The sequence below is a fragment of the Bradyrhizobium sp. Pa8 genome, from assembly GCF_052588265.1.
The window spans coordinates 5,607,132-5,630,898 of sequence record NZ_CP176767.1 but is presented as its reverse complement, the minus strand read 5'-3'; the positions used below and the strand labels follow the sequence as shown (position 1 = coordinate 5,630,898).

29 protein-coding genes are annotated in these 23,767 nt (G+C 62.7%); 27 read left to right on the top strand and 2 right to left on the bottom strand.

Annotation, left to right across the window (positions count from 1 at the left end):
- Position 1: 1 nt before the first annotated feature.
- The 20 genes from ACKWRH_RS26430 (at position 2) to ACKWRH_RS26335 (ending at position 16,952) form a co-directional block, all read left to right on the top strand.
- The gene (locus tag ACKWRH_RS26430; RefSeq protein WP_445215903.1) at positions 2–445 is read left to right on the top strand and encodes a hypothetical protein; all 444 of its coding nucleotides are present in this window, start codon (positions 2–4) and stop codon (positions 443–445) included.
- A complete protein-coding gene (locus ACKWRH_RS26425) occupies positions 445–798 on the top strand; it encodes a head-tail joining protein (RefSeq protein WP_166342184.1) in 354 nt (117 codons plus the stop codon). Before ACKWRH_RS26430 ends, ACKWRH_RS26425 begins: the two co-directional genes overlap by 1 nt.
- 1 nt (position 799) lies before the next feature.
- Positions 800–1,327, top strand: coding sequence for a hypothetical protein (locus ACKWRH_RS26420; RefSeq protein WP_445215902.1), 528 nt, complete (start codon positions 800–802; stop codon positions 1,325–1,327).
- Between the two features lies 1 nt (position 1,328).
- Positions 1,329–2,150 (top strand): hypothetical protein, encoded by an 822-nt coding sequence (locus tag ACKWRH_RS26415; RefSeq protein ID WP_445215901.1) that lies wholly within the window; start codon positions 1,329–1,331, stop codon positions 2,148–2,150.
- A gap of 53 nt (positions 2,151–2,203) precedes the next feature.
- A complete protein-coding gene (locus ACKWRH_RS26410) occupies positions 2,204–2,617 on the top strand; it encodes a GPW/gp25 family protein (RefSeq protein ID WP_445215900.1) in 414 nt (137 codons plus the stop codon).
- A complete protein-coding gene (locus tag ACKWRH_RS26405; RefSeq protein WP_445215899.1) occupies positions 2,617–3,474 on the top strand; it encodes a baseplate J/gp47 family protein in 858 nt (285 codons plus the stop codon). The genes ACKWRH_RS26410 and ACKWRH_RS26405 overlap by 1 nt, the downstream gene beginning before the upstream one ends.
- Entirely contained in the window at positions 3,474–4,325 is an 852-nt protein-coding gene (locus ACKWRH_RS26400; protein ID WP_445215898.1) for a hypothetical protein, read from the top strand. Before ACKWRH_RS26405 ends, ACKWRH_RS26400 begins: the two co-directional genes overlap by 1 nt.
- A gap of 43 nt (positions 4,326–4,368) precedes the next feature.
- Positions 4,369–5,007, top strand: coding sequence for a hypothetical protein (locus ACKWRH_RS26395; RefSeq protein ID WP_445215897.1), 639 nt, complete (start codon positions 4,369–4,371; stop codon positions 5,005–5,007).
- Positions 5,008–5,009: 2 nt separating this feature from the next.
- A complete protein-coding gene (locus tag ACKWRH_RS26390) occupies positions 5,010–8,225 on the top strand; it encodes a DUF4815 domain-containing protein (protein ID WP_445215896.1) in 3,216 nt (1,071 codons plus the stop codon).
- A 113-nt stretch (positions 8,226–8,338) separates the two neighbouring features.
- On the top strand, positions 8,339–9,139 hold the full coding sequence (locus ACKWRH_RS26385) for a hypothetical protein (protein ID WP_445215895.1): 801 nt from the start codon (positions 8,339–8,341) through the stop codon (positions 9,137–9,139).
- Positions 9,139–9,729 carry a hypothetical protein gene (locus ACKWRH_RS26380; RefSeq protein ID WP_445215894.1) on the top strand — a complete coding sequence of 197 codons (591 nt, stop codon included), beginning with the start codon at positions 9,139–9,141 and terminating at the stop codon, positions 9,727–9,729. Before ACKWRH_RS26385 ends, ACKWRH_RS26380 begins: the two co-directional genes overlap by 1 nt.
- A 2-nt stretch (positions 9,730–9,731) precedes the next feature.
- Positions 9,732–10,217 carry a hypothetical protein gene (locus tag ACKWRH_RS26375; RefSeq protein WP_445215893.1) on the top strand — a complete coding sequence of 162 codons (486 nt, stop codon included), beginning with the start codon at positions 9,732–9,734 and terminating at the stop codon, positions 10,215–10,217.
- Positions 10,218–10,298: 81 nt separating this feature from the next.
- Complete coding sequence (locus ACKWRH_RS26370) at positions 10,299–11,708, top strand: phage tail sheath C-terminal domain-containing protein (protein WP_445215892.1); 1,410 nt, start codon at positions 10,299–10,301, stop codon at positions 11,706–11,708.
- Between the two features lie 12 nt (positions 11,709–11,720).
- Positions 11,721–12,224: a phage major tail tube protein gene (locus tag ACKWRH_RS26365; protein ID WP_179734783.1), complete on the top strand. Its 504-nt coding sequence runs from the start codon at positions 11,721–11,723 to the stop codon at positions 12,222–12,224.
- Between the two features lie 63 nt (positions 12,225–12,287).
- Positions 12,288–12,572, top strand: coding sequence for a phage tail assembly protein (locus tag ACKWRH_RS26360; RefSeq protein ID WP_445215891.1), 285 nt, complete (start codon positions 12,288–12,290; stop codon positions 12,570–12,572).
- 20 nt (positions 12,573–12,592) lie between these two features.
- Positions 12,593–12,730: a hypothetical protein gene (locus tag ACKWRH_RS26355; protein ID WP_179734779.1), complete on the top strand. Its 138-nt coding sequence runs from the start codon at positions 12,593–12,595 to the stop codon at positions 12,728–12,730.
- A 1-nt stretch (position 12,731) separates the two neighbouring features.
- The gene (locus tag ACKWRH_RS26350; protein ID WP_445215890.1) at positions 12,732–15,290 is read left to right on the top strand and encodes a phage tail tape measure protein; all 2,559 of its coding nucleotides are present in this window, start codon (positions 12,732–12,734) and stop codon (positions 15,288–15,290) included.
- A gap of 2 nt (positions 15,291–15,292) precedes the next feature.
- Positions 15,293–15,679, top strand: coding sequence for a phage tail protein (locus ACKWRH_RS26345; protein ID WP_445215889.1), 387 nt, complete (start codon positions 15,293–15,295; stop codon positions 15,677–15,679).
- Entirely contained in the window at positions 15,679–15,885 is a 207-nt protein-coding gene (locus tag ACKWRH_RS26340; RefSeq protein ID WP_445215888.1) for a tail protein X, read from the top strand. The genes ACKWRH_RS26345 and ACKWRH_RS26340 overlap by 1 nt, the downstream gene beginning before the upstream one ends.
- A complete protein-coding gene (locus ACKWRH_RS26335; RefSeq protein ID WP_445215887.1) occupies positions 15,882–16,952 on the top strand; it encodes a phage late control D family protein in 1,071 nt (356 codons plus the stop codon). The genes ACKWRH_RS26340 and ACKWRH_RS26335 overlap by 4 nt, the downstream gene beginning before the upstream one ends.
- Here the strand turns inward: ACKWRH_RS26335 and ACKWRH_RS26330 are convergent.
- A complete protein-coding gene (locus tag ACKWRH_RS26330) occupies positions 16,949–17,353 on the bottom strand; it encodes a hypothetical protein (RefSeq protein WP_445215886.1) in 405 nt (134 codons plus the stop codon). The two genes, ACKWRH_RS26335 and ACKWRH_RS26330, sit on opposite strands and share 4 nt — an antisense overlap.
- 97 nt (positions 17,354–17,450) lie before the next feature.
- Between ACKWRH_RS26330 and ACKWRH_RS26325 the strand changes: the two genes are divergently transcribed.
- The 5 genes from ACKWRH_RS26325 (at position 17,451) to ACKWRH_RS26305 (ending at position 21,091) form a co-directional block, all read left to right on the top strand.
- Positions 17,451–18,335, top strand: a complete 885-nt coding sequence (locus ACKWRH_RS26325; RefSeq protein ID WP_445215885.1) for an N-acetylmuramoyl-L-alanine amidase — start codon at positions 17,451–17,453, stop codon at positions 18,333–18,335.
- Complete coding sequence (locus ACKWRH_RS26320; RefSeq protein WP_445215884.1) at positions 18,332–18,832, top strand: hypothetical protein; 501 nt, start codon at positions 18,332–18,334, stop codon at positions 18,830–18,832. Before ACKWRH_RS26325 ends, ACKWRH_RS26320 begins: the two co-directional genes overlap by 4 nt.
- 198 nt (positions 18,833–19,030) lie before the next feature.
- Positions 19,031–19,366, top strand: coding sequence for a hypothetical protein (locus tag ACKWRH_RS26315; protein ID WP_445215883.1), 336 nt, complete (start codon positions 19,031–19,033; stop codon positions 19,364–19,366).
- Positions 19,367–19,460: 94 nt separating this feature from the next.
- The gene (locus ACKWRH_RS26310) at positions 19,461–19,712 is read left to right on the top strand and encodes a spike base protein, RCAP_Rcc01079 family (RefSeq protein WP_445215882.1); all 252 of its coding nucleotides are present in this window, start codon (positions 19,461–19,463) and stop codon (positions 19,710–19,712) included.
- Positions 19,712–21,091 carry a hypothetical protein gene (locus ACKWRH_RS26305; RefSeq protein WP_445215881.1) on the top strand — a complete coding sequence of 460 codons (1,380 nt, stop codon included), beginning with the start codon at positions 19,712–19,714 and terminating at the stop codon, positions 21,089–21,091. Before ACKWRH_RS26310 ends, ACKWRH_RS26305 begins: the two co-directional genes overlap by 1 nt.
- Before the next feature lie 595 nt (positions 21,092–21,686).
- Here the strand turns inward: ACKWRH_RS26305 and ACKWRH_RS26300 are convergent.
- On the bottom strand, positions 21,687–21,989 hold the full coding sequence (locus tag ACKWRH_RS26300; protein ID WP_445215880.1) for a hypothetical protein: 303 nt from the start codon (positions 21,987–21,989) through the stop codon (positions 21,687–21,689).
- A gap of 487 nt (positions 21,990–22,476) precedes the next feature.
- On the opposite strand from ACKWRH_RS26300, the gene ACKWRH_RS26295 reads away from it, so the two are divergent.
- The gene (locus ACKWRH_RS26295; RefSeq protein ID WP_445215879.1) at positions 22,477–22,707 is read left to right on the top strand and encodes a hypothetical protein; all 231 of its coding nucleotides are present in this window, start codon (positions 22,477–22,479) and stop codon (positions 22,705–22,707) included.
- Between the two features lie 323 nt (positions 22,708–23,030).
- The gene (locus ACKWRH_RS26290; protein WP_445215878.1) at positions 23,031–23,756 is read left to right on the top strand and encodes a hypothetical protein; all 726 of its coding nucleotides are present in this window, start codon (positions 23,031–23,033) and stop codon (positions 23,754–23,756) included.
- Positions 23,757–23,767: the final 11 nt, after the last annotated feature.

Here is a 23,767-nt window from a genome sequence, read left to right as displayed (position 1 = left end):
GATGCCGGTCTATCGCGGCCTCGTAACGATCAAGCGTGACGGGCGGTATCTTCCGCCCGGCACCGCTATCGAAATGAGCGAGAATGAAGCGAAGGCCCTCGGGCCTGCTCGCGTCAAGCTCGCTGACGAACAGGTCTCGGCCGTGGCCGAGATCGCCCTGGGTTCGGCCAGCACGCTCGCTGGTATCGAGTCCGCCGGTGATGCCCCCGGCGACGCGCCGTCCGCTGATGAAGTCCCTCCCGCCTCGCATCAGACGGACGGCGCGAGCACTCGGATCGTGGACATCTCGTCCGCAATCGACCTGCTCGACGAGAAGAAGGACTTCTTCAAGTCCGGCCCTCGCTCGGGTAAGCCGAAGCGGAAGCCGATTGAAGAGATCGTCGGGTTCGACATCACCGACGCCGATATCGACGCTGCCTTGGCGCTTCGTGCATCGGGCGTCTGATGCCGGTCGAGACCGACAACGATCTGCTGATCTTCCTCAACCCCGACGAGTTCGGGGTTGAGGCGTCTTATGTGAGCCGCGATCCAGCCGTCGAGCCGAAGGACATTCCTGGGCAGTTCGACGACGAAGGCAGCAACTGGAATCCGAACCGTTGGAACGGGACGCAATTCCAGATGCAGATGGGCGCGAGCGTCACGTCATCCGGCCCGACGTTTCTCTGCCGCACGTCCGACCTGAACAAGGGCGGTCGCAAGGGCGAGAAGCTGACCATCAAGGGTCAAGAATATCGGATCGAGGACAAGCGACCGGATGGCACCGGCCTGACCTTGCTCTTGCTCATGGCGAACGATTGATATGGCGCATCCTCGCAAGCGTATCCGCGAAGCGTTTCGAGCCCGGCTTGCCGATAGCGTTGACGGCGAGTACCGCACGGCCGCGCAGAGCCGCGTGTACGCGAGCCGCATGGCTCCCGTGAACGAGGAAGAGTTGAAAGAGGATGGCCCGGCCATTCTCGTCTACGCGCGCATGGAGAAGTACAACCCCGAGAAGGACTACGGGGTCGAGGGCGACGCAACCTATATCGAGCGCGAGTTGACGCTTGTCACGGAGGCCATGCTGCTCGGGGGCGAGACCGTTGACGACAAGCTCGACGACATCGCCGAGCAAATGGAAGCCGCGTTCGAGGGCTTCGTGATCCCCGGCTTTGAGTCCGCCCGCCTGCGGCTGCTCGAGTCCGACATCGACGTGATCACCGAGCAGGTCAAGCGTCCCATCGGCGCTATCGGCCTCGTTTGGCAGGTCATCTATCGCACCGCATGGCGTCCCCGCGCCGCGGCGGACAACCTCGACGCCGACATGGCGGACTTCCTGGCGGGAAAGTAGCATGGTCAAGTTTCTGCGCGATCCCGCGAGCACCGGCGGCGTGTCCGACCCGGAGGCGACCGACATCGATCGTCGCGCGCAGGATGTCGTCAAGTTCGGCAAGATCAAGGAAGTGGACTACAAGCGCCAGCCCCCCGCGTATCGCGTCCTGATCGGTGACGAGAACGACGAAGACAACCACAACATCACGGATTGGCTCCCGGCGGGCGGCATGCGCGCGAAGGGCGACCGCGAGACGCACTTCCTTGAGAAAGACGAGAAGGTCGTCCTGCTTGCCGAAGGAGGCGAGCTTGCGACGGCGCAGGTCTATCCGGCGGGCACCTATACGCCCGAGAATGAAGACGAGAAGGAAACGACCGACAAGGCGGGTGTCTGGCGCAAAATCTTCGCGAAGCCGAAGAGCAAGGGCGGTCAGGGCGGCGAGGGTGGCGAAGACGGCGGCGAAGGTGGCGAGGACGGGCAGGACGGCGAGGAAGACGAAATCCTTGGCGAGATCAGTTACGACCGCTCTACGGGAGACTGGCTGATCAAGGGGCTGAAGGACAAGGGCACCATCACGATTGAGGGCACGGGCTGCTCAATCGTGATGAAGGAAGGCACGATCACGCTGAAGGCGAAGAACCTGAAGATCGAGATGGAAGAGAACGTCGAGATCGAGGCGGGCGATACCTTCACGTCCACGGCAGAAACGTCGGAGCACGAAGCGGGCGAGATCGTCCTGGCGGGCATGACGTACCTGGGCGCGAGCAGCAAGGAAGACCGGCCTGCGATCCCGGTCGAGATCGTCAGCGATATGCCCGCGAAGGCGGTCCGGTCGAAATAAGAGCGACCGGATCAGGCTGTAAGGGACCGTGCCGACGCGGCACGGTGCGCCTTATGGCGACCATTGACCTCAACACCGGCAAGCCTCTCGAAGGCATCGACGATGTCTGGCAGTCGATTGCGACCATTCTGAGCACTTCGCTGAACTCGCTCGTTATGGCCCGCGATTTCGGCTCGAAGATGCCGCGCCTTGTTGACCATGCCGTGTCGCCCGTCACGCTGATCGATTTCTACGCGGCCGTGCCGGAAGCGATCAATCGGAAGAGCCCTGAGTCCTTGATGGCTGAAGAGCCTCGCTTCCGCATCATTCAGATGGAGCTTTCCGACATGACGGATCAGGGCCATGCCCAATTCGATATCGAGGGCATCTATTACCCGCGCGGCCATCTCGGCGACTACTCGGAAGCCCGAGACGCGCGGGGCCGCGTGATCCTTTCTGACAACATGGTCGTCGGGAGCTACGTCTGATGGACGCGCCGCTCCCGAACCTGCCGCTGCCTGTCATCGAGCGCGAGCCCGCGTTCCAGGCATTGTTCGACGCCCGCCTGACGCAGATGCGCGGCCTGCTTGAGACTGCCGGTCTCGATTGGGACACGTACATGCTGCGCTCGGACCCGATCAACAACTTCTGCCGCCATGCCGCCTATGGCGATCTGCTCTATGTCACGTCGCTCAACGACACGTTCCGCGCGACGCTGCTCGACTTTGGGCAGGGCGCGGACCTGATCGCGCAGGCGTCCGATTGGAACATGACGCAAGCCGATGGCGAGTCCCTCGACGATCTGCGACGCCGTCTGCGCGAGCGTAAGAAGGGGCAGGGCGGCTTCACCGACAATTGGTACAAAAGGTACGCCTTCGCTGCCGACCCGCTCCGCGTGGCCGACGTTGGCATTACGGGCGATGCTATGGGCGGGGTCAAGGTATCGATCCTGTCCAGCGAAGGCGACGGCGTCGCCAGCGCCGATCTGCTTGCGACCGTCACCGCTGCGCTCAACGACCCGCTCGTTCGCGGCGACAACGATCACATCGCGGTCGTTCCGGCCGTGATCCGCGTCGTCAATGTCGAGGCGGATGTATGGCTCTTGCCGGAAGCCCCGGCGAGCGAGTTGCAGGCGGCCGAAGATCGCCTCAAGACCGAGTTCGCTGCGGCGCGCCGTCTGGGGTGGGACTTCACGGCCGACTTCGTGATCGCGTCCCTGCGCACGTCCGGCGTCCGCCGGATCGTCATGATCACGCCCGCCGCCGACGACTACACGCGCGCGGAGCCCAATGAGGCCGTGGCGCTCGGCACCGTCAAGCTCAACTTCAAGGGTCGGTCCTACTGATGACCGACCTGATCGACATCGTCCCGCGCAACACGACGCCGCTTCAGCGGTCCGTTGTCCGAACCAACGACTCGCGCTCGCGCTATGCCGCGTTGGTGCAGTCGATCATCGACGTGCGCTACCTCGACGCGATCCCCGAAGACGTTCTGCCGTGGCTGTTGCGCCATTGGGGCCTCGAAGACGCGGCAGAGTTCGTCGCTGACCATCAGATGCTCTACAAGGAAGGCAAGCGCTGGCAGACGCTCCGTGGCCGCGTGGAAGCCTATGAGATCGTCTTCGATTGGCTGGGCCTCGACGGCTTCTATGAGCGCGGCGACCACGGCGCGGTGCGCTGGGGCCTGTTCCAGATCGGGCTCACGGAGCGGCCTGACCAAGACACGCTGCTCAACCTGATCGGGCTGGCGAACCTCTCGAAGAAGGCGTCGAGCGTCCTGGGCCGCATCTATGGCGGTTATGACATCCGGCCGATCCGGCTCGACATGATGCGCCTCGACGGTGCGCTGCTCGACGATTGGTCCGGCGTCTATCTCCCCGGCATCAAGCCCAAGCTCTCGTTCGGCAAGCAGCACGGCGGGGAGATCGATTTCAACGTCGAGATGGACGGCGGACTCTACGGCACCGTGGAGGGCGTCGCACGCTTCGAGGAAGGTTTCGTGCTCGACCGCTCGATGCTCGATGGCGAGGTCGTCGAGCCCTCCGTCGTCGCCATTCAGGCTTCGCTCTCGGGCGAGCAGATCGACTACGCGAAAGACGTTCCGATTCCTTGGCCGCGCGTGCCGTGGCCGAGCGTTTCCTACTCCAACATTGAACAGTACACGATTTACGGAGGACCCAATGGCACTTCTGGTTAATAGCGGGCGCGAAGGTCTCGCCGCCGCGCTGAAGTCTCGCTCGATGTTTTTCGCCTGGGGGCGAGGGGATTCGTGGTGGGGCCAGACCGACGTGAAGAACTTCTCGTTCTCGGGCTCGCCCGAGCGCTTCATGCTCGACCACGCGCCGATCTCGACGCTGGCCGTGAAGAGTGTCGATAGCGCTCTCACGTTCGAGACGCCGCGCGACTACACGTTCAACGCCAACACCGGCGCGGTGACGCGCATCAACGGTGGTCAGATCGTGTCCGGCGCTACCGTACAGGCGCATGTCGTCTATGGAACGCCGCAGCTTGGTTCCGGCGAGACCGCTTTGGTCAACGAAGTGGGCCGTCGCATCGCGTCGTCGGTGGAGTTCGTCGTGCCGGATGACAACGGCAACATCAGCACGCCGGGCGGCGCGCGTTGGACGATCTCGACGACGGCGACTCGCTATCTCTATTGCAGCGTGCTCTTCGATTACCTCGAAGCGGCAACCGAAACGATCCGCGAAGTCGGCATCTTCGTCGATGGCACGCGCAAGGCCGGGGTGCCTGAAGGGCAACTGTACTTGACTCCCGATCAGGTCGCCGAACCGGGATACTTGCTCCTGCTCGACCGCTTCGCGGGCAAGGTTCGCTCCCCGAGTGAGCGGCAGGGATTCTCTTACGTTCTGGTGATCTGAAAATGGCTGACGCTCGCGATACCCTCCCGGCATACATCAACACCTTCGATCCGGCGAAGGGCTATCAGCGGATGGTGGCCCACTATGATCGATTCCTGACGAGCAACGAACTGAACGTCATTCAGGACATCGAAGCGAACCGCCTGAAGGGCGTCGCCGATGCGTTCTGGCGTGACGGTTCGCTCGTCAGCGGCGGGGCCATCGTGCTCGGGCCGATCATCAATGCAACCGTCGAGGCGAAGTTGGCGGCGGCCAAGGTCTACATTCGCGGCGCGGTGCATAGCATCGACGCCCGCAGCTTCGTCATCTCGGCCGTTGGCACTGTCGTCATCGGCATTCGGCTCCGCACCTTCACCGTGACCTATGAGAACGATCCGACCCTCAAGGGTATGGCTCCGGGCACGCGCGCACAGGGCGAGCCGGGCGCATCGGCGCTCGCGATGCTCGGCCGCTGGGGCTATGAGGGCGACGGCGAGGAAGGCGACTTCTTCCCGATCTATACCGTCAAGGACGGCACTATCGACACTCCGAACGAGCCCGGCATGGATGACGCCTGGGTGAACCTGCTCGCGCGCTATGACCGCGAGGCGCACGGCGGCTACGTCGTGGAGGGCTTCAACGTAAAGGCGCTCGGCCTCGACGAGTCCGGCAAGCAGACCTTCACCATCTCGGAAGGCACGATCAACGTTTGGGGCTACAAGCGGACCCGGCCCGCCTCCGCGCGCCTTCGCGTTACCGAAGAGCCCGAGATCATGCTGCTCGATGACGAGCCGCATGCCGTCAATTCCGGCTCGCAGACGATCAAGGTGCGGTTCGCGCCCATCGCCTCGATCAAGGAAGTGACGATCATCGCCGAGAAGACGGTGACGTTGACGCATGGCAACTTCAGTGGGGCCTCCGATACTCTGCCCGATCCCACCGTCCTCTCGATCCGTCAGGTCAAGCAGGGCGCGACCACCTATGCGCCGACCTCCGACTACAAGTTGACCGGCGCGGCCGTGGATTGGTCGCCGAGCGGTGCGGAAGTTGCGCCGGGCTCGACCTATCAGGTCACGTATCGCTACCTGACCAACGCGGTCCCGACCAACATCACGCGCGATGGCTTCGACATCACCGGCGCGGCCGATGACACGACCGCGTTCATCAAGTACGAGACGAAGCTGCCGCGCTATGACGCCATCGTGGTCGATCAGCAAGGCGTGATCTCCTACCTGAAGGGCATTAGCTCGCTTTACGCGCCGCAGCCGACGACCGTCGCGCCGACGCTGCACAAGCTGGCCGATGTCTACAACAATTGGGGTCTCGTCCCGACCATCAAGCAGGTCGCGACCGTCCGCATGCCCTTCGCCGATCTGCGCAGCCTTGAAACGATGGTCAGCGATCTCTACGCGCTGGTTGCCGAAGAGCGGCTTCAGCGCGACGTGGATCGGAAGGAAGTCGCCTCGAAGCGCGGCGTGTTCGTCGATCCGATGCTCGACGACGACATGCGCGATCAGGGCCTTCCTCAGACCGGCGCGATCTTTGGCGGCCTGCTCTGGCTGCCGATCATCCCGACCGTCACGACGATGCCTGCCGACACGGCGCTCACGTACACGTTCGAGAGCGTGTTCGAGCAGCGCCAGATCACCGGCGAGTCGAAGATTAACCCCTATGCGTCGTTCGGCCCCCCGGCGACCGATGTCGCGCTCGATCCCTCCGTCGATCTTTGGACCGACACGCAGGACGTTTGGACCTCGGTCTTCACGTCTCGCGTCGCTTGGCAGCGCACGAACTTCGCCGCTGGCCCGCTGATCGGCACGACCACGGAGACGACGGATCGCATCGTCAACAACGCCACGGTCGCGGAAGAGACCATCCGGCAGCGCTCGGTCGGCTTCACGATCCACAAGTGGGGCTACAACGAAGTCCTGAAGAAGGTGACGTTCGACGACATCGACGTGACCCCGGCGGGCACCATCCGCGCGGACGGCAATGGCACGCTGACTTCGGCGTTCCAGATTCCGGCGAACGTTCCGGTCGGCGTGAAACACGTTGCGTTCGAGGGCGTCGGCGGTTCGTCTGCCAATGCGCTCTATACCGCATACGGCTGGCTGACCACGATCACCAACGAACGCACCATCGTCACCACCTATTGGTATAGCGCCGACCCGCTTGCGCAGACCTTCCGTCTGAGCGAGCCCCGGCAGGCGCTCGGCGTGGACGTGAAGTTCACCAAGGTCGGCGACAAGAGCAAGCCGGTGCGGGTCCAAATCCGCGAGGTCGAGCTTGGCCTTCCGACCGAGCGCGTCGTCGCCGAGTCGATCCTCGACATGAACACCGTGAAGGTCATCGACCCGCTCTCGGTTGCGCCCCGCGTCGAAAGCGATTGGACCTTCGCCGCCTTCGAACGTCCCGTCACGCTGCGCGAGGATCGCAGCTATGCGATCACGCTTCTGACCGAAGACACGAACCATTCGGTCGCCATCGCCGACCTGGGCGGCTTCGACCAGATCAACGGATGGGTGACCAGCAACGCCTTCCCGCTCGGAACCTTCCTCGACGGCTCGGACTCGCGTACCTGGCTGCCCAAGCCGGGCCGCTCGCTGGGCTTCCGCCTGCGCTGCGCCAAGTTCACCCAAGCCGTGAAGACCATCGAAGTCGGTGATCTGCCGGTTGTGAATTGCTCGGACCTGATGCCGCTGCTCGCCGCCGAGCGCCCCGAAGGCACCGCTATTGAGGTCGAGTTCGAGGCCCCGAACGGCGCGAAGTATGTGACGGCCCCGGCTGTGAACGTCTCGCTTCCGCAGGCCATCACCGGCACGCTGAAGGTCCGTCTGCGCGTGACCGGAAAGACCAGCCTCTGGCCGGTCATGCTGCCCTACGTTCAGGTTGTGGCGGGCGCGATCCAGGCGGACGGCGACTACATCACGCGCGCCTTCGAGGCGGGCACCGACTCGAAGGTCCGGCTGATCCTCGACGTGTATCTGCCCGGCACCGCCACGTTCGAGGCGAAAATCCAGACCGGCGTCAACGCTGGCCTGCCGGTGTGGTCGGCCTCGAATGCGCTGACGCTCGAAAAGGCCACGCCGCTCGGCGACGGCTGGGAAGAGCGCCAGTACATGCTCGACCACGTCAATCTCTCGGTCTCGCGCGCGTATGTGAAGATCAGCGGCGGCCCCGCTGCTCGCTCGAACGCACGCAACATCCGCGCAGTCGCTGTCAAGTCCACCACGGGTTAATCGACCATGCCGAACGATACCACCGAGCGCGGCTATCCGCTTCCGCACCCCGACAACGTTGCGCGTGAGGACGCGCAGCGGATTCGTGACGCCTCACGGCGATCAGCGAAGACATGGAAGCGATGATCGTGGACCCCGCGTCCGAGACGGAAAAAGGCACCGTGCGCCTCGCCACGGCCGCCGAAGCAACTGCGGGCACGACGCAGGTCGCCGTGCCGGTTGTGAAGCGCGTCATGGACATGATCACGTCGGCCACGTCGGCGCTGCACACGACCATCGTTGGCGAGTATGGCGCGGCGATCTCGACCGCCGTCACGACTGCCATCAACGACCTGAAGGGCGGCGTCGATCCCGCCTATGACACGCTTGTCGAGATCGCCGCGAAGCTGACCGACATGACGCAGATCAATGCGATCCTGTCCTCTCTCGGCAACCGGCTCCGCATCGACACGGCGGCGCAGGGTTTGGATGCCACGCTAAAGTCCAACGGCCGCACGAACCTGGGACTCGGTAGCGTCTCGACCAAGAACGTTGCGACGACGGCCGAGATTCGCAACAACACGAACGCCGGTGCGGTCACGGTCGATGCCGCCTGGGCTGCCGCCGACTATGTCGATCTCGGCAACGTTAGCGGCACGGTCACGCTCGACGGCAACAACGGCTCGCGCTTCAGGATGGTCCTTGTCGGGGCTGTAACGTTCACCCAGGTCAACTTCAAGAAGGGGCAGCCGCTCGACCTGCTGATCTATCAGGACCCCACCGGCGGTCGCACGATCAGTTGGCAGACCTATTGGCTTTGGCCGAACGGCATGGTGCCGACCGTTGCGACGACGGCGAACGGAGTCGCGCTGATTTATTCTGGCGTGTTCAACTTCGCCGGTTGGTTCTCGGGCGGCGGTTGGAAGGTCTCCTAATGATCCTTCCGTTTCTTGTTCGGCCGGTGTTCAGCTTCGTGCGGCCTCCCGTAGTCCCCGGCGGCAACAACTACGGTCCCGGCACCTACGGCATCATCATCCCTGATTACAATACTCTCACGGTGACGATTGCCGGTGCTGGCGGTGGTGGCGCTGGCTTGAGCGGTATCGACGATGGCGCCAACGAATACTTCGGCGGCACTGGCGGCACGTCCGCGTTCTCTGGAGCCGGTGTGTCCATGGTGGCGGCGGGAGGCGGCGGCTCTGGCAACTGGAATGGCGTGAATTTTCCGGGTGCTGCTGGCGGCCCCGGCGGCGCATCAGGAGGTAACAACGCTAACAGCGCTGGCGCTGGTAACGCGGGCGGCGCTGGTTATCACTTCAACGCCGAAGACGGCAACCAATGGGACGGAACGCCGGGCGGGCGCGGCGGCTTTGTCAGATCAATCTTCACCTTCGGCGCTGCCGGGGCACCCGTACCGGGAGCGTCTTACACGCTCACTTGTGGCGTAGGTGGCGGCGGCGGTTGGGGCGCGTTCGCCACGGGCAACGCAGGCGCAAACGCATCTGCTAACATTCAATGGAGTTAGACGTGGACAAGATTGTCGTTCAGGAGACCAAGCCGGGCGTTTTCACCCAAGTCGCGTTCGGCCAGACGTTCGTCATCGACGACGTCCAACACGGCTGGCAAGTCGTCGAGCTTTGGTCTGACGCTGACCTCGCGGAGATCGGCGTCTACAGAGTCACCCAGGCGGTCCCGCCCGAAGGCTATGAGATCGTTAGCGCCAGCATCAAGCGCCTGGGCGGCGTGGTGAAACAGGTACTCGTTACCCGGCTGAGCCCGCCCCGGCCGTTGAAGGCGAGCGCCCGGCAACTGCGGCTCGCGATGAACATGCTTGGCATTCGCGACGAGATCGAAGAGTACGTGGCGTCGCAGTCGCGAGACGTGCAAGATAGCTGGCAATGGACGACCGAGTTTGAAAGCAACCATCCGTTCGTTGTCGGCACGGCCGAGCATTTGAACAAGAGCGAAGCGGAGCTTATCGCGCTCTTCACCCTTGCGCAGAGCATCCAGTAAGGGATACCGAAACGGTCCCGACGCCGGGCAGGGTGATCGGTAGGGTACGCTCAATCCCAATACTGAGGATTGAGAGAACAGATGTCCCTTACCGATTTCCTTCACGGCGTCGAGACTGTCGTCGTCGATAGCGGCCCCCGGCCGATCCAGACCGTCCGCTCGTCCGTCATCGGATTGATCGGCACCGCTCCCCTCGCGAACGAAGTGGCGTTCCCCCTCGACACTCCCGTACTCGTCAACCGTCGTCAGGCGGCGGCCATGATCGGCGCGACCGGCAGTCTGCCGCAGGCCATCGATTCGATTTACGACCAGGGCGGTGCGCTCATCGTCGCGGTCCGCGTCGCAGACGCGCAGACCGAGAACGAGCAGCTTTCCAAGATCATCGGCGGTGTTGACGCCGACACCGGCGCGTTCACCGGCATTCACGTCTTCCGCGCGGCCGAAGCCGAGTGCGGCGTGTCCCCGATGATCCTGATCGCACCCGGCTTCACGCATCAGCGTCCGCTCGGCGTGGCCGGTCATACCGTGACCGCGCAGGGCAACGGCTACACCCAGGCGACCGTGGCCTTCACGGGCGGCGGTGCGGGCGCGGTGCTGCCGACCGCGAAGCCGATCATCACCGGCGGCAAGATCACCGGCCTTGAGTTCGACTCGCTCGGCTTCGGCATCGTCTCGCCGCTGACCGCGACCGTCACCGGCGACGGCACCGGCGCGACCATCACGATCCAGATCGGCGCTTCGGCGAACCCGGTCGTCAGCGAGTTGAAGCAACTGGCTGATGGCTTCAAGGCGCACATCATCGCCGATGGTCCCTCGACCACCGATGCCGCTGCGTTCGCCTATCGAAACGACCACGGCACGCGCCGCGTGTTCATCGTCGATCCGACCGTCTCGGGTTGGTCCGTGAAGACCAGCACCTACGCGCTCGAACACTCGTCCGCCCGAGTGGCGGGCCTGATCTCGCGCGTGGACAACGAGAAGGGCTTTTGGGAGTCGCCGTCGAACAAAGAGGTCTATGGCATCGGCGGCCTGGGCCGTCCCATCGACTACGCCTACGGCGACAAGAACAGCCGCGCGAACATTCTCAACGAGAATGAGATCGCGACGTTCATCCGCGACGAAGGCTGGTATCTGTGGGGCAACCGCACCTGCTCGGCCGATCCGAAGTTCGCCTTCCTGTCCGTCTCGCGTACCGGCGACATGATCGACATCTCCATCGCGAAGGCCCATCGCTGGGCGGTGGATCGCTCGATCACCAAGCAGTATTTCGAGGACGTGACCGCATCGGTGAAGGCGTACATGCGCCAGCTTCGCGTGCGCGGTGCGATCCTCGGTGGTGACTGCTGGGTCGATCCCGAGTTCAACACCGAAGCCGACATCTCGCAGGGTCATGTGACGTTCTCGTATGACTTCACCCCGCCGTACCCGGCCGAGCGCGTGACCTTCCGGTCGCATCTCGTCTCGGACTACATCCGCAACCTCTTCGCATAACGGGGACGAAAGATGATCCCGCGCGTACTTCGCAACTTCAACAGCTTCGTGAACGGCGTCGGTTACGCCGGTCGCATCTCCGAAGTCGAACTGCCCGAGCTTTCGGTGAAGACCGAAGAGTATCGTGGCGGCGGTATGGACGGCAATGTCGAGTTGGACATGGGCTTGGAGACTCTGAGCGCCAAGTTCACCTTCGGCGAGTATGCCAACCAGATTCTCGGCCTTTGGGGCAACATGGACGGCAACGCCGCCCGTATCCAGCTTCGCGGCGCTCTTCAGCGCGACGGCGAGACTGCGGTCCCGATGACTGTCGATCTGCACGGCGGCTTCAAGAAGAACACGCTGGGCACCTGGAAAGCAGGCGACCTGACGCAGAACGAAGCCGAGATGTCCATCCGGTATCTGAAGATTCAGATTCAGGACACCGTCGTCGTCGAGATCGACATCGACAACATGATCCGCGTCGTCAACGGCGTTGATCAGCTTGCCTCCATCCGCACTGCGATGGGCATGTAACGAACCACCAACGGCCGACCTCGCTACGGCGGGTCGGCCACAATTAAGCGGGAGAACTGAACTGTGACTGACGAAGTGAAGAAAGACCTGCGACTGTCCGTGGAGATCACGCTTGATTTCCCGTTCGAGGTCGATGGCAAGAACTACACGTCGCTGACGATGCGTCGGCCGAAGACCAAGGACTCGCTGAAGGCCGCGAAGTTCAAGGGTCATGATGCCGACAAGGGCATCCTGCTTCTGTCCGACCTCTGCAACGTCTCGCCGGACGTGATCGCAGAGCTTGACGAGATCGACGCCTTCAAGCTGGGCACGCAACTCGATGCTTTTCGTGGGGGTCAGTCGAGCTAAGCGATCTCCGCAAGGGGATTTTGACGCTCATTCGGCTGACCAAGGGCGGCTTTTCGATCTCGGAGGTCGAGGAAATGTCCCTCGACGACTTCTACGGCTGGCTTGAAGACGCAACGAAGCTTCAGGCCGACATCAACAAGGCGATGAAGGCAAAGTAACATGGCGACCGGCTTCTCCGTTTTCGTCAACATCGGGGGCAAGGTCAGCCCCAGCCTCAACGCCGCAGTCAACGCAGCGAAGACCCAGGTCAACAGCCTGGGAGCTTCGCTCGCTGGCATGGCTGCAAAAATGAACGCGCCGTTCGCGGCCGTGAACAATCATCTTGCCAACACTTCGAAGCGCATGGCCGCGATGCAGCGCCATGGCCGCAACGCATCGCTGGGCGTCACTGCGCCCGCTGCGTGGTTCGGTGCGAGCATGATCAAGGACGCCGCCGAGTTCGCCAAGGCGGGCAACATGGTCGAGGCGCTTGGCGAAGCGACGAAAGAACAGCGCGTCGAGCTTTCGAAGATGGCGCAGGACATGGCCGGTCGATATGACGCCGGTGGTGCGACGGGCATCCTGAAGTCTGCGACCGAGCTTCTGAAGGCGGGCTTCACGTTCGAGCAGGCCAAGGGCGCGCTCGAACAGGTCTTGGCCGCGTCCGCTCTGGCGGGCGATATGACGCCTGCCGATGTCGGCGCGTCGCTCAGCAAGACGCTGACGCAGTTTCGCATGCCGATGAAGACCTATGATCAGGCGGTGAAGTCTTCGACCATCGTCACCGACCGCATGGTCTATGCAGCCGTGTCCACGGTCGCGTCCATGAAGGACATCTCGGAGTCGTTCAAGTATGCAGGCGGTGTCGCGGCGACGACCGGCAACTCGCTCGACTCCGTCACGGCGATGGTCATGGCGTTCGCGAAGGCCGGTGTGCTCGGCTCCGAAGCTGGCGTCGCGCTGCGCTCGGCCATCGTGCGTCTGGTCAAGATGCCGAAGGGCGGGATGAAGGCATTGAGCCGGATCGGCATGAACCTGTCCGATTACACCCAGGCGCGCCCTGTGACGGCGGACACGGTGCTCGAAAACCTGAAGGCAGACGGCATCGACGCGAGCAGCGTGAAAGGGCAGATCGCCGACGCGATCAAGAACAACAGGGGCGATCATGCCGGGTTGTCGGCCGCGATCACGAAGGCCGTTCAGGGGGCGATCGGTAGTTCGTCGGCGGTTGATGCCGACAAGATTTCGGACTCGGTGAACGATGCCGTCGCTGCGGCAGGGTCGAAGGTGGACATCACGAAGTTCATGACCGATCTGAAGAAGAAGATGGACGACGGTGTCGCGACGACCGGCGACATCGCACAGATCCTCGAAGCGCGTCATATCTCGCGTTACATGGCCTTGCTGAAGGCCGATCTGCCCGCGATGATCAAAGAAGTCGAAGAGAAGTCGGACGGCTATTCACCGCGGCAATACAAGATCGCCAACCAGGGCTTGCCCGCCGTTCTTCTCAAGCTGGGCGCTGCCTGGGAGAAGTTTCGCAACACGATTGTGGACGCGGTCGGTAACGACATCGCCAACGCCTTCACGAAAGTCGCGGACACGCTGCAAAAGTTGTCGGCGACCAGCCCGGCTTTGTTGAAGACCGGCGTCTACTTCGCCGCTGCGGCTGCCGCTGCCGGTCCGCTGCTGTTCGTCCTGGGCGCGCTCGGTCGCGTCGCTCTGCTCGCGATGCGCGGGATGAATCTCGCGGTGCTCGGGATGCTCTTGCCGTTCCGGTTGCTCGCCGGTGTGATCGCTGGCGTCGGGGCTGCCGCTGTAGGCCGCTTGGCAGCCATGGCAGTGGGCTTCCGCATGCTGACGGCTCTTGGGGCAGGGGCAACGTTGTCGGCCCTGGGCGGCTCTCTGCTCGCCCTGGGGCGGTCGATCCTGCTCTTCCCCCTGACGGCCCTGCGCGCCATCGGGATCGCCATGTGGGCGTTGGTCGCCAACCCGGTCGGTCTGATCATCACGGCGCTGGTCGTCGCTCTGACGGCGCTGGGCGTGTGGGTCTACAACAATTGGGCGGGCATCAAGGAGTTCTTCGCCGGGTTCGGCGCTGGCTTCATGGCGGGTCTCGGCCCGGCTGGCCCGACTGTGAAGGCGCTCGCCGATGGCTTGGCGTCCGTCTACAACTGGCTGTCGCAATTGCTCGGGCCGCTCGACGCGACCGGCGCGAAGTGGCGCGAGTGGGGCGAGACTGTCGGCGGCGTCGCGGCGGCAGGCGTGCAGAAGGTCATCTCCGCGATCCAAAGCGTGATTGGCTTCTTCGGGGCTGCCATCGACAAGGCGATGTCCCTGGGCAGCGCCATCAAGGGTATCTTTAGCAGCGGCGGCGGCAAGGGAGCCCCGGCGGGCGGCGCGGCCCCTGCGCCCATCGCTGGCGCTCGCGCGTTGGGCGGCCCCGTGAGCTACGGCAGGCCGTATCTTGTCGGCGAGCAAGGTCCCGAGCTTTTCGTCCCCGGCATGTCCGGCCGTATCGAGCCCAACGACAAGCTTCGCAGCTTGACCTCGGACGGCGCAGCGGCGGTCGCCAGTTCCGCCGAGAACAGCACGACGGTGTCGCGCAGCAACACGGCGCAGATCACCGTCCAAGTCAATGGCGGCAACCCCAACGACGTTCGTCGGGCGGCTGAAGACGCGGTCTACGCGGCCTTCGCGCGGCTCGAGTCTGAGCAGCGTGGACTCTTGAGCGACTGATCATGAACAGCACCGTCCTTCTCGCGCTCGGCGCGTACCGCTTCTCGATCAGCACCGCCGCCTATTCGAAGTTCGACCGGACTTCTTCATGGCGCTGGCCGTCAACGGAACGCATCGGCATGGCCCCGGCACCGCAGTACGTCGGTCCCGGCGAGGACACGATCTCGCTCGATGGCGTGATCTATCCGCACTATCGCGGTGGGTTGCGGCAGGTCGATCAGATGCGCGCGCAGGCCGGGCTCGGGCAGCCGCTCCCGCTTGTCACCGGCTTCGGTCGGTATCTCGGGAACTACGTGATCGAGAAGATCAGGGAGGGGCAAGAGACCCTGATGTCTGACGGTGCTCCCCGTAAGATCGAGTTCACCGTTGAACTGAAGGCATACGTCTGATGGAGCAGTACACGACTATCGAAGGCGATACGGTTGACCTGATCGCCTACAACCGCTTCGGCGTCACGCACGGCGCGACGGAGGCGATCCTGCGTGCCAACCCCGGCCTCGCTGCGAAGGGCACGAAGTTGCCCCAGGGGATGACCATCAACATTCCCGCCTTCGTCGTGAAGAAGGTGAACACCGCCGCGAGGATTTGGTCGTGACGCCCGCTGCCCGCATCCTGCTCGACGGCCGCGACATCACGGCCAACCTGATCCCGGCACCGTTCGGCCTGCCCTTGGAAGGCGGCGGCCATGTCATCCCCGGCGGCGTCCTGGGCGGCGGTCCGCTGCTCTCGCTGACCGTTCAGGATAACGAAGGCAAGAAGTCGGATAGCTGCGAGCTTGAGATCGACAATCGCGAATACATCCCGTCGCCGGGCAAGGGCTCGAAGCTTCAGGTCTCGCTCGGCTTCGTCGAGACCGGCGTCAACTACATGGGCACCTTCCTGATCGACTCGTGGACGAAGAAGGGGCGGCCGAAGATCATGTCCGTGACGGCCAAGGCCGCCGGTCTGACCACCGAGATCAAGTCGCCGAAGTCGCGCTCCTATCATGAGAAGAGCGTCGATGACATCGTGCAGTACATCGCCGGGCGCAACGGCTTGTCGGCCATCGTCAACGGCGAGGTCGGTGGGATCAAGATCGACCACATCGATCAGTCGAGCGAGTCCGATTTGAACTTCCTCACGCGCTTGGCGGGGCGCGTGGGCGCGAATTTCAAGCTGGCTGATGAAAAGGTCATCTTCAACAAAGCGGGCTCTGGCGTGCTCCCTAGCGGCGGCGCGGCCCCTGTCTTCATGCTGACCGAGATCGGTGTCACCGATTGGGATTGCACCGGCTCGACGCGCGGCGATTACAAGTCCGTCGAAGCCGCGTGGCACAACGTCAAGAAGGGCGAGCGGGAGTGGGTGAAGGAAGGCGGCGGCTCGCCGGTCTTCCGCAGCCGCAAGCTCTTCAAGACGAAGGAAGAAGCGGAGGCGCAGGCCAAGGCCACGAAGGGCGCGCTCGCTCGCGGCAAGAAGGTCTTCGCCGCCAACTTCCTCGGGCGCACGGAGATGTTCGCCGGGGCGGGGCTCACGGCCATCGGCTTCGATCCCGACTGCGACGGCAGCTACACGATCAAGTCGGCGACGCATCGCCTGAACGATCAGGGCCTCACGACGCGCATCTCTTGCGAGACCGCTGGCGAGGGAAGCGACGACTTTTGGGGTGGTGGGGGTGGCGATTAGCCTCGCGACTTCTTCACTAGCTCAATCAGGCGTAGTGCGTCAGTCTTGCGCTTCTTTTTGTCAGATCGAAGTCGCGCACCGGCCGATTTGATTGTCAGAACCTTCTCCACCACAACCGGCTGTCCGATTTTTTTGGCAGTCGCCGCAACAAGCTTCTTAAACGCGTTGAGGGCTTCTTCCACCAGTGGAAAAGACCCTACCAAAGTGGTGTTTGGAAGCCGCTTGATCTCCCCATCCTCCATGGTTAGCCACACATCGAAGCCGTAATCGTTTGCAAGATCAAGTAAGACCGGATGCGGATCAGGCGTTGTTTTCTTGATGTCATAACAAACAAAAAATCGCGGCATCATATCCCCCAGCTTCGAATTAGAAGAAAATAAGACAAAATCGAGCGTCAGCAAGTTACGGCTACTGAAACGGTCCCGTCAACTGCGGAACGATAGGCGAAGGTGTTCTCAATCACTGGAGAGCACCATCTCGATCAGCATCAAGAACGGAATGGGCTATCGGAACGGCGCGGCACTGCCGTTCCTGAAGAGCCCGAACCACGGGGGCGCTCTGAAGCCGCGCTTCATCGTGATCCACGATACCGCTTCGGGTCTTAAGGACGACGGCGACATTTCGTGGCTGACCAATCCGGCGGCGAAGGTCTCGGCGCACGTCGTCGTGAGCCGCCAGGGCAAGATTACTCAGCTTGTGCCGTTCAATGTCGTGGCGTGGCATGCCGGTCAGTCCCAATGGAAGGGGCTGAAGTTCATGAACAGCTACGCGGTGGGCATCGAGATCGACAACCCCGGCAAGCTTCAGAAGGTGTCGGAGGGCGTCTACAAGAACGAAATCTGCTCCATCGACACGAACAAGGACCCGTCGCTGAAGGTCGAGTATGCGAAGACGACGGCGCACGGTGCGGGCTACTGGCTGCACTACAGCCCCGAGCAGATCGCGGCCGTCACCGACCTGTGCTTCGCGCTCGCGCAGACCTTCAAGATCGAGGACATCATCACGCATTGGATGATCTCGCCCGGTCGGAAGATCGACACCAACCCGCTCTATCCGCTCGATCAGTTGAGGGCTTCGGCGCTGCCTTACCATCCGGTGGGGCTGATGGCGACGCCGGAAGACGGCGAGCGCCACGATACCGACGAAGCCGGTGAAGAGCAGGTCGAACTCGAACCGCACAGCGATGTCCGTGACGAGAGTGCGACCGCGCCCGGCAGGCTGAAAGCGTTCATCAAGAGCAAGCTCACGGCTGCGTCCGGCCTGTTCGGTGGCCTGTCCATCACGTCCTTCCTGGGCGTGCTTCAGGATTGGAAGGTCATCGTCGCCCTGGGCACCTTCATCCTGATCGGCCTCGCCCTCTGGATTTGGTTGGAGAGGGAATGATCAAACAGCGGTTCATGGACGCCTTCGCGTCTACGGCGATCAGCGACTTCCTTTGGGCGGCGGCGACTTCCGAGATCGCGCTGTCCGCCCTCGGCCTGTTGATCGTCGTGGCCGCAGTGGTCGGCTACTTGCCCATCGTGAGCACGCTGCTTGGCGGCTACGCCAAGACCGCGAAGCTCGTCTTCATCGTCGCCCTCGCGACTCTCGTCTTCCTGCTCGGCTTCAGAACTGCCGACAATCGCACCGACGCGAAGATCCTTCGCGATCAAATCGCGGCGCGCGACGACGTGATCGCCCGGCAGAAGTCGAGCCTTGATCTGGCGCTCGATGCCGCCGAGACGGCCAGCAAGCAGCGGGACGAAGCGGCGCAGCGCGCCTTGGAAGCACAGGACGAAATCGATGACTATGAAAAACGCCTCAAGGCTCGGCCGAACGCTGCTTGCCTGCTCACTCCTGACGATTTCACTGACCGCGTGCAAGACCACGGAAAGCGTTAGACCGTCGCCGGACTTCGCGGTCCCCCACGAATCCACGCTCGTCCTTGACGAAGTGCCAGCGCCAAAGACTGCCCCCGGCATGGACGCGCGTGTTGCTTGGAAGCTCGAAGAGTCGGCGCGGAAGGAAGCGAACAAACGTCTCCGAATCTCCCGCAACAATGTGCGCAAAGTGCGCCTCAAGGCATCCGGCGAAGTCAAATGATTACGATTCCTGAATGGCTCATCGGCCTGCTCGGCACCGGCGCTGGCGCGATCATCGCGCTTCTTATCCGCAATGCGGTTTCGCACGCGAAGAACGAGGCGTCCGCGAAGGCGGGGCAGGCCATCGCCAATGAGGCGAAGGCCGCAGCCGCCGAAGCGCAGCGGCTCGCCGCTGCGACCGAACGCGATCTTGCGCATTTCCGCGAGAAGGTCGCGCAGGAATACGCGACCGTCCAACTGATCGACCGGATCGAAGAGCGGTTGGTTGGGGCGTTGGATCGCATCGGCGCTCGCTTCGATCAGTTTCTCGTTTCGCAAGGCAAAGCAAAGTGAGCATGGAAAACTGGAATATGGGCTACTGAACCGATCTCGCGCTGCGGTGCGTAGCGGGCTCTCATGTGTCTGAATTATTTGAAAGGACTTGCCCGTGTCTCGTGAGAACCCCTTTGCCGTCCCCTTCGATGGTCCCGCAATCGATTGGGTGCCCATTGTGCCGGGTGCAAATCCCCTCGCGCAGCCCATTCGGGCGATCCGCGCGAACACCGCTGGCAACGTGACCGTGACGCTGAAGCGCGGCGGCGCGAGCCGCGTGATGAACTTCGCCGCCGGTGAAACGCGGACCATTTGGGCCACGCACGTCACGGCCGCGACCGCGACGGGGTTGGAAGGGGCGATCTGATGCGCCTCGGGTTCGGGATCGGGCTGTCATACCCGCTTGCAGGGGTGGCCCTGCCGCCGAACTTCCTGTCCTATTCTGAGGACGTGTCGAAGTTCTCATGGCTCACCGGCGGCACGGGAGCGGCGATCCCCCGCGTGTTCTCGAACGGCGCGACGTTGGTCGTTGGGGCTAGGCAGCCGCTGCCCGACATTCCCGGCGGCGAAGCCGGGAAGGGATTTACCTGCACGGGCTTTTGCCAGGACCCGGATAGCACCGACGTTTGGGTCGGCAACTTCGGAGGGACGCGCGGCTCTGGCGGCGTCACGACGCCGACCAGCATCGTGCGGCTGTCGGCTGACGGTTCGACCTTGGTTTCGCAAATCCAGACGGTGCAAGGCATCGGCGGTTTGCAGGGTGTCACGTTTGTCAAGGCGGGCGCGCTGCGCTGCCTCGCCTATGTCAGCGGCGCGAACAACAACGTCTACTTCATGAACCGCGACGGCTCAGTCCCGCGTGCCCCGTTGGTCTTGCCGTTCGTCGCGAACGCGCTCGACTGGGACGACGCTCGTCAGGCGCTATGGGCGGGCGATTCAGCCAGCGGCGACGTTTGGTGCGTGACGCTGAACGGCGTGATGCTGCGATATGCCGACTTCAACGGTGGATGGGGCGGCCCCATCGACCATATCTGCGTGGACCCGTCGCGAGGGGCTGCCGGGTATCTGTGGCTCACCGCTGGCGCGAACGGGTCGCCGGGCATGTTGCTCGCTTGGGACATCGCCAAGGACCAACTTGTCAATCGTTGGCTGCTCGATAGCGCGCAGGCCGTTGAGGGGCTGATTGTCAGTGGCACGTCACTCAAGGTCGTGAGCGATGGCTACTATCATATGTTCGGCGGCGCGCCCAACTCGGCGGCACCGTACAACGTCAATGAGATGCAGACCTACACGATCCCGGCTGTTACTCAGTGGCGCTACTCTCGCGTCTTCAAGGCGGGCGAGATCGTTGGACCTCCGGTCGCGGGAGGGCGCCAGCCGTACCGCCTGATCCTCGACCGTGGGGATGGCAATACGAGTGCTGACTTCACTCTCGTCACCCGCGATGCAGACGCCTCGATCAACGGGCAGGTCGCCAACATGGCGTGGACGGGGAAGTCGATTGACCCCGCCGTCACGGCCAACATGGCGATGCGACTGCTCAACGGAGCGGCGACGAACTTCACCTTCGGAGCCGACTATGTGCGCCGCTCGCTCTCGGCGACGTTCGCGAGCGGTGCGAACAACACGCAGCTTGGCACGCGCGGCACCATGTCGCCGGAGAACATTGTCAACGTGGTTGGGACGGCTCTCGCCGTGAACCTCGGAGCGGCGGCGCTCGAATACGCCGCTCGCCCCGGAGCCTAGTCAGTCGATTGCGTGAACGCGATCCTCGCGTTCGGCGGCAAATTCCCCGGCGACCGCGAGCTCTCCGGCTACACCGACGAACTGGCCTGAAGCTAGGTGTAGCGCGCCTTTAAGTCGTCCCATCGAGAAGGGGTGCTGACGGCAACGTACAGCACTTCCTTCGGGTACTCGCCAAGCTCTATCGTGTAAGTCGCAACCGCGCTGTGGTCGGCAACATCCCGCTCGGCTAATCGCTTCCCATAGTCGAAGGCGTTCACGCCGCGAGCGATTGTGTGAACCTGAACGACATCGCCGTTTGCTCTTCGGCTTACGATTCTATCTTGCAAAAAAGTCAGCCTCCGCTACCGCCCGATATGCTAATGTCGGCCGGTTAGCTTCGCAAGGGAGGCGGCGGGTGCAACGGAACTTCGATTGTCCAGAGTCCGAAGAGCCATGTCAGGATGGCCGCTGCACCAAGACGCTCTGCTGTGAGCGGGAGCGCGCTAATGCGGCAGCGAAGCGAGAGGTCGCTGACAAGCAACAGCGCATCCAAAACGCAGAGGTTTGGGAGACCATCGCCCCGATCCTTCAGAAGTCTCGTCTGAAGGACAACTGATCAATCGAGCGCGTGAACGCGATCCTGCGCGGTCCACACGCAGGACTTCTCGCCCTTCGGCCGAATGCACGCGACGTAAGCGTTGGGGACTTCGACAACGAAGACATCCATCCCCTTGCCGTATGATTTGCATCCTTCGGCCGCGCCCTTCGCGAGACCCGCATCAAAGTCCGCCTTCGCCGTCTTCAACACGGCCTGCAAACCTTCGAGCGTAGGGCAGGCCAGGGCGGTCGTGTGCAGCACGCCGGATTGCCCGACTTCCAATCGCTTTGCCGCGTGCGCGGAGACGACCGTGGCGATCACGGCGGCGGTTGCAAGGGCTACTCGAATGGGCATGTCACGGGCCTCCTAATCGCTACTGTAAGCCATCGCCGTTGAGGCGGACGACTTCCGCAACTGACTTGGAGTACAGCCATGAAGAAGTAAACCCCTTCTCTCATGTCACCTTTTCGAGCCCTTAATCCGAGACCCGAAATTGTTTTGACGGCGGCCTTCGTACCCGCCCGGCAGCGCAACAGTGTCGCAACCGTTCCGACGACTGCGATCCACAAAAATGCCTTGAGGACGATATGGGAGCCGTGGGCGACACGGCTTTGAGAGACCCGCCGGGGAGACCCGAGCGGGTCTCGTTGCTATTGACAACAGCGCGCGGTGATTCCCTCCGAACGCCGCGCCAGGAGCTTCGCCCCGCCCCCAACGGCATGCCGTGGTTGAATACGCCACGTGACGAGTTGCAAATCCCCTTGAAACTGTCCGGCTACCCGTAGATGGTGCCTGAAGGGGGATCATCATGAAGCGAGCATTTGTATTCGGGATATCGATCCTGTTGACGGGGTGCGCAGCTGAGCCGCCGACAGCCGAGCAGCGCCAGTTTGCGGCGCAATGGCTGCTGGCGCAGCAGGCTCGCCAACCGCCGCCGCCTCAGCCGTACTACATGCCGACGACGCCCGCGCCGACGCAAAGGCCAACCAACTGCATCACCAATCAGGTAGGCAATACGCTGTACACGAATTGCAACTAGACGGGGGTCTCTTGATGTCCGACTCAAATATTGAGGTGATCATTTGCGCTGCTGTTCGTGCCGCCAATGGAAAGGTCATCAGGGGCCACCGGCACAATGATGCTATCCGCGCACTGCAAGCGATGGATGGGTATCACGGCGAACAACCACATGGAGAGGACCAGGGGTTTGTCACGTCAACCAACAGGTTTGTAAATCGACGGGAGGCCTATCGGCTACATTTTCCCGAAAGAGCAGAACCAGACGAGCTTCACAGCGACGAGCTGTACTAAGAAATTGCAGCCCGCTCAGACGATAGTCTGAAGGGGTAGTGGGAGAGGCTAATGGCCCTGATTTCGACGGATCAAAACTTGGACGAGTGTGTTTCCAACGTCCGCTTTGTCCCGAACGGCAGCAAAGGACTCGTGGCGCGTTTTGAGGACGCTGGGAGTGCAAGGACCGCGAGCCCAGCGCCGCTTGAACCCGGTGAGCACCGACGGGAGCTGAGCCTTGGCGTGGAAGCGTCCCGGGACCACGGCATTATCACTATACCCGTGCGATTGCCTCGCTATCTCATGCCAGAGTGGTCCCAAGACGATTGGTCGAAGTTCATTGATGGGGAGATTGGCTTCTTTCATAATTTTGTAGATGAGGCCGTCGTGCAATGTCTGTCGCTGGCGCTGGCTGCGAATGATGAGAGACGAGCAGAGATTTTACGGACAGCGGATGAGGTCGTCGTCGATTTCCGCGGAGACTTGCCAAACAAGTACCTGCCGATGATGTCGGGCGGGTACAAAGTGGGAGTACACCGCAGCGGCAACAGTTGGCCAGCTTGGCTGAGTATCCAGCCAACGTATGATCTCGCTTTGAAAAAAGCGGAGAGCATCCGAGCAGAGGCGGACTTGCCGAAAAACAAGTCGGTAACCGCTGCTGGGGCGCTCGCGAATTATCTTAAGAGTGGCCTCGGCTCACCCATTCTAAGCAATTCCTCCTCCGATATTGGGATTCGAGGATGGATAACTGCCGGAGCTATGATCGTGATCGGCCTTGTTGCATGGCTGATGAAATAACGAGGCTTCGC

Coding starts and splice junctions, on each gene's coding strand:
- ACKWRH_RS26430 (WP_445215903.1), top strand. CDS start 2: ATGCCGGTCTATCGCGGCCTCGTAACGATCAAGCGTGACGGGCGGTAT.
- ACKWRH_RS26425 (WP_166342184.1), top strand. CDS start 445: ATGCCGGTCGAGACCGACAACGATCTGCTGATCTTCCTCAACCCCGAC.
- ACKWRH_RS26420 (WP_445215902.1), top strand. CDS start 800: ATGGCGCATCCTCGCAAGCGTATCCGCGAAGCGTTTCGAGCCCGGCTT.
- ACKWRH_RS26415 (WP_445215901.1), top strand. CDS start 1,329: ATGGTCAAGTTTCTGCGCGATCCCGCGAGCACCGGCGGCGTGTCCGAC.
- ACKWRH_RS26410 (WP_445215900.1), top strand. CDS start 2,204: ATGGCGACCATTGACCTCAACACCGGCAAGCCTCTCGAAGGCATCGAC.
- ACKWRH_RS26405 (WP_445215899.1), top strand. CDS start 2,617: ATGGACGCGCCGCTCCCGAACCTGCCGCTGCCTGTCATCGAGCGCGAG.
- ACKWRH_RS26400 (WP_445215898.1), top strand. CDS start 3,474: ATGACCGACCTGATCGACATCGTCCCGCGCAACACGACGCCGCTTCAG.
- ACKWRH_RS26395 (WP_445215897.1), top strand. CDS start 4,369: ATGTTTTTCGCCTGGGGGCGAGGGGATTCGTGGTGGGGCCAGACCGAC.
- ACKWRH_RS26390 (WP_445215896.1), top strand. CDS start 5,010: ATGGCTGACGCTCGCGATACCCTCCCGGCATACATCAACACCTTCGAT.
- ACKWRH_RS26385 (WP_445215895.1), top strand. CDS start 8,339: ATGGAAGCGATGATCGTGGACCCCGCGTCCGAGACGGAAAAAGGCACC.
- ACKWRH_RS26380 (WP_445215894.1), top strand. CDS start 9,139: ATGATCCTTCCGTTTCTTGTTCGGCCGGTGTTCAGCTTCGTGCGGCCT.
- ACKWRH_RS26370 (WP_445215892.1), top strand. CDS start 10,299: ATGTCCCTTACCGATTTCCTTCACGGCGTCGAGACTGTCGTCGTCGAT.
- ACKWRH_RS26365 (WP_179734783.1), top strand. CDS start 11,721: ATGATCCCGCGCGTACTTCGCAACTTCAACAGCTTCGTGAACGGCGTC.
- ACKWRH_RS26350 (WP_445215890.1), top strand. CDS start 12,732: ATGGCGACCGGCTTCTCCGTTTTCGTCAACATCGGGGGCAAGGTCAGC.
- ACKWRH_RS26345 (WP_445215889.1), top strand. CDS start 15,293: ATGAACAGCACCGTCCTTCTCGCGCTCGGCGCGTACCGCTTCTCGATC.
- ACKWRH_RS26340 (WP_445215888.1), top strand. CDS start 15,679: ATGGAGCAGTACACGACTATCGAAGGCGATACGGTTGACCTGATCGCC.
- ACKWRH_RS26325 (WP_445215885.1), top strand. CDS start 17,451: ATGGGCTATCGGAACGGCGCGGCACTGCCGTTCCTGAAGAGCCCGAAC.
- ACKWRH_RS26320 (WP_445215884.1), top strand. CDS start 18,332: ATGATCAAACAGCGGTTCATGGACGCCTTCGCGTCTACGGCGATCAGC.
- ACKWRH_RS26315 (WP_445215883.1), top strand. CDS start 19,031: ATGATTACGATTCCTGAATGGCTCATCGGCCTGCTCGGCACCGGCGCT.
- ACKWRH_RS26305 (WP_445215881.1), top strand. CDS start 19,712: ATGCGCCTCGGGTTCGGGATCGGGCTGTCATACCCGCTTGCAGGGGTG.
- ACKWRH_RS26295 (WP_445215879.1), top strand. CDS start 22,477: ATGAAGCGAGCATTTGTATTCGGGATATCGATCCTGTTGACGGGGTGC.
- ACKWRH_RS26290 (WP_445215878.1), top strand. CDS start 23,031: ATGGCCCTGATTTCGACGGATCAAAACTTGGACGAGTGTGTTTCCAAC.